This window comes from Bacillus sp. JJ1474, from assembly GCF_036965225.1.
GTDB lineage: Bacteria > Bacillota > Bacilli > Bacillales > Cytobacillaceae > Cytobacillus.
The window spans coordinates 274-2,675 of the sequence record NZ_JBALPC010000314.1; the positions used below are offsets into that span (position 1 = coordinate 274).

The 2,402-nt window shown below is 34.8% G+C and carries 2 protein-coding genes; both read left to right on the forward strand.

Features of this window, described 5'->3' with window-relative positions; genetic code table 11:
- The coding region (locus V7164_RS25225; protein ID WP_335355596.1) for an SDR family NAD(P)-dependent oxidoreductase at positions 1-727 on the forward strand (727 nt) is incomplete at its 5' end.
- Between the two features lie 332 nt (positions 728-1,059).
- Positions 1,060-1,950, forward strand: coding sequence for a sulfurtransferase (locus V7164_RS25230; protein ID WP_335347403.1), 891 nt, complete (start codon positions 1,060-1,062; stop codon positions 1,948-1,950).
- The last annotated feature ends 452 nt before the right edge of the window (positions 1,951-2,402 follow it).

The following is a 2,402-nucleotide window of genomic DNA, read 5'->3' on the forward strand; positions in this document are numbered from 1 at the left end:
TGTCATTACAGGTGGAGCAGGTGGTATTGGCAAAGTAGTAGCAGAAAGATTTCTAAAAGAAGGAGCTAAAGTGGTTTTAGTAGATTTATTTGAAGAATCCCTTCTTAAAGCAAAAGATGAACTAGCCTCACTTGGTGAAGTTCTTACAGTTCAAGCGGACGTTTCAAAAGAATCGGATGTAGAAAACTATGTTAAAAAAGCACTTGAACACTTTGGGAAAATCGATGTATTCTTTAACAATGCCGGAATCGAAGGAAAAGTAGCACCTCTTGTGGATCAAAAAATTGAGGATTTCGATAAAGTAATCAGCGTCAATGTACGTGGAGTATTTTTAGGATTGAAATATGTTCTACCAGTTATGACTAAACAAGGCTATGGCAGTGTTATCAACACTTCATCTGTTGCAGGACTAGAAGGTAGTCCGGGAGTATCACCTTATATTGCTTCAAAGCATGCAGTAGTGGGATTAACAAAAGCATCCGCAATAGAAGTAGCAAATGCTAATGTACGTGTGAATTCAATTCATCCATCTCCTGTTAACACAAGAATGATGCGTTCTTTAGAAGATGGATTGAATGTAGAACAAGAAGATTTAGCAAAGGCTATTCCATTAGGACGTTACGGTGAACCAAGTGATATTGCTAATTTAGTACTGTTCCTTGCTTCTGATGAAAGTTCATTTATCACAGGAGTTCAGTATAGAGTTGACGGTGGAATGGGAGCGTAAGATTTCAGCAAAACATTCTAAGCTTGAGGTTGTCTGTTTTAACTTTTGATGAAAAAATAAATATGGGGTAGTTTATAGATATATTAAGAGCGTGTTTTGATCAATCTTTTTTCAAAACGCGCTCTTTTCTTTTGTTCAATTATTTCATTTTTTAATTGAATTCTAAAGGGTACTTTTGAAAAGCAAATAGTACAACAGGTTTATTATTTGATAAATGAAATATGGAATGATAAAATTTGAATAAACATAAAACCGAGTAAATATATATGTTTTATAGGCTTTGTTTTTTTATATATAAATAATAAATTGTCTTTTAGAGGAGGAGTTTTTTAATGAGTAAGGTACCATTAATAGTAACAACAGAATGGCTGGCAGAAAGATTGAATGATCCTAATTTAAGATTACTGGATGCGACAACATTTTTAAAACATCCTGAGAAAGATGGATATTATGATGTGTGGTCGGGTAAAGAAGCTTATGAAAAGGGGCATATTCCTGGAGCAGTTTTTGCTGATCTATATAATGAATTTTCTGATCCTGATTCGGAATTTACCTTTACTGCTCCTTCTCGTGAAAGATTTGTACAAAAGATTAGTGAACTTGGTGTAGAAGAAGGGACTTATGTAGTGATTTATGATCAGGGAGCGATTGTAAATGCACCTGTTATTGCATCCCATTGGGCTTCCCGTCTTGCGTGGCAATTACGTTACGAAGGTTTTGAGGATGTTGCCGTTCTTGATGGAGGTTTTCCAAAATGGCTGGAGGAAAAACGCCCTGTTACAGCCGAACCTGGTTCCTATCCAAAAGGAAATTTCACTGGGGTAAGAAGACCAGAATTATTTGTTACAAAGGAAGAGGTTCTGAAAGCTATTAATGATGAGGATGTGATTATCATTGATAGTTTGACAGAAGCACATTATAACGGAGAAGTAAATACGTACGGAAGGCGCGGTCATATCCCAAGTAGTGTCAACGTATTCTTTGGTTCACATTCTAATTCAGAAACAAAAGAGCTTTATGATGAGGAAAATCTTCGCAAAAAATTCGAAGAGATTGGAGCACTCGAACCAAACAAGAAAGTAATTACGTATTGCGGCAGTGCTATTGCAGCTACTTGGAATGCTCTAATTTTAAATAAACTTGGGCAAAAAAATGTAGCTATCTACGATGGCTCTTTGACAGAATGGGCAAAAGATCCGTCATTGCCACTCGAAACTAAGTAAGAGTATTCAGTTGAAAAAGGTCTAGATATTAAATTCGATATAATGACTTTGTTTCATTATTTTTCACGTTCTATGCAAGGTGAGAAATGACTCCATTATATTGATAAAATTTCAGTATTTAAATTAAGAAAATATCCCGAAGTTAAAAAGGGCATCCGCTATTACCTGAGCAGACGCTCTTTTTTTCGGGTTCTTCTTATAAATTAGCTTTAGCTCCCGAGTTGAAACTGATCCTTTTCTGAAATATTCGTTCCATAAATATGGGAAAGAACATTTATAATGGTTCATTTTTTTGTGAAAGTCAGTAACTCCTTTCAATCCTATAGAGGAAAATTGTGCTGAAGCTTTAAAATTTATATCATTAATGTGAACAATATGTAAATGTGGTTGAATTTTGGATTAATGGGAATATAATGGAATTGTTACGAGTAAAAACACTTATTTTTTGTACA

Excerpts from the sequence above, each read along its gene's own strand:
- V7164_RS25230 (WP_335347403.1), top strand. The coding sequence starts at position 1,060 with ATGAGTAAGGTACCATTAATAGTAACAACAGAATGGCTGGCAGAAAGA.